This is a genomic window from Stenotrophomonas sp. 05L44_2 (genome assembly GCF_056665995.1).
The window spans coordinates 1-1,584 of sequence record NZ_JBFTNR010000862.1; the positions used below are offsets into that span (position 1 = coordinate 1).

Genomic DNA, 1,584 nt, shown 5'->3' on the forward strand with positions numbered 1-1,584 from the left:
GCGCAGGTCCAGGCCGTCGTCCGGCAACGCGGCCGGCGCTGCGGCGCGGTTGACGGCGATGCCATGCTCGAGCGACGGCTGGTTGCCGCTGCCCGGGGTGTGGAACGAGAAGCTGCGCAGGTCCAGGCGTTCTTCGCTGGCGACCACCGGAGCGGCCGCGATCACAGCGGGTACGGCCAGCGCGGCGTCGCCGCGGTAGCGTGCCGGCAGGTCCTGCACGCGCACCGAGCCACCCGGGTGCAGCACGGCCAGGCGCTCGACCAGGTTGGTCAGTTCGCGCACGTTGCCCGGCCACTCGTAGCCGGCCAGCGCCTGCAGCGCTTCCGGGGTGAAGCGCACTTCGCCGCGGCCGGTGCGGGCCAGCTGGGTGGCGATGGTTTCCACCAGCGCCGGCAGGTCTTCGCGACGCTCGCGCAGGGCCGGCACATCGATCGGGAACACGTTGAGGCGATAGAACAGGTCYTCGCGGAACTTGCCATCGGCAATGCGGCTTTCCAGGTCGCGATGGGTTGCGGCGATCACCCGCACGTTGCAGCGGATGGTCTGGTTGCCGCCGACGCGCTCGAAGCTGCGCTCCTGCAGCACGCGCAGCAGCTTGACCTGCATCGGCAGGCTCATGTCGCCGATCTCATCGAGCAGCAGGGTGCCGCCCTCGGCCATTTCGAAACGGCCYTTGCGYGCGGTCAGCGCGCCGGTGAAGGCRCCYTTYTCGTGGCCGAACAGCTCGCTTTCCAGCAGTTCGGCCGGAATCGCGCCGCAGTTGATCGCCACGAACGGGCCATCGCGGCGCGGCGAGCGCTGGTGGATGCTGCGCGAGACCACTTCCTTGCCGGTGCCCGATTCGCCCAGCACCAGCACGGTGGTGTCGAACGCGGCGACCTGCTCGATCATCGTGCGCAGTGCGCTGACCGCCGGACCGTTGCCGGTCGGGCCCTGGTCCTGCACGGCACCGGCCTGGTGTTCGGCATCCAGGCGCTTGAGGCTGGCGCGGCGCAGCAGGGCTTCCATCTGTGCGTGACGCAGCGGTGCTTCCAGCGGCCAGATGTTGGCTTCGTGCAGGCCATGCCGCTGCGCGAACGCAGTCGCGTCACCGTCGGCCAGCAGCACCGGCGGCGGCAGGCTGCTGCCCCCCAGCCAGGCGTACAGTGCGGTGCTGGCGGCACTGTCGTCCAGGCTGCCGACGATCACCGCCATCCAGTCGTTCTGGCGCTGGCGCGTCAGGTCGAAATCGGCCGCGTCGGAAACCCAGCGCGGGTTGAAGTCCATGAATTCCAGCAGGGCCACGGTGCGCTCGGCACGCACCGCGTCGTTGTCCAGTACCAGGATGCGCGATTCGCTCACGACCGTTCCTCCCTGAGGCCTTCCAGGATCGGCATGACTTCCTGGATGTAGGACAGCTTGCTGACGAAGTTGTCGGCGCCGGCGCGCAGTGCGTGCTCGCGATGCTCGACGTCATCGAAGTGGCTGGCGATCACGATGTACGGGGCATCATCCTGCGACTTGATCAGGCGGGTGGCCTGCAGGCCGCCCATTTCCGGCATCGCCAGGTCCATCAGCACCACCTGCGGGCGCAGGCTTTCCGAG

General features: G+C 69.1%; 2 protein-coding genes. Both read right to left on the reverse strand.

Going from position 1 to position 1,584, the window contains the following annotated elements:
* The coding region (locus AC1VAN_RS21445; protein ID WP_480986701.1) for a sigma-54 dependent transcriptional regulator at window positions 1-1,341 on the reverse strand (1,341 nt) is incomplete at its 3' end.
* Window positions 1,338-1,584: response regulator (locus AC1VAN_RS21450; RefSeq protein WP_480986702.1), on the reverse strand; the 247-nt coding region annotated here is incomplete at its 5' end. The genes AC1VAN_RS21445 and AC1VAN_RS21450, both read right to left, overlap by 4 nt.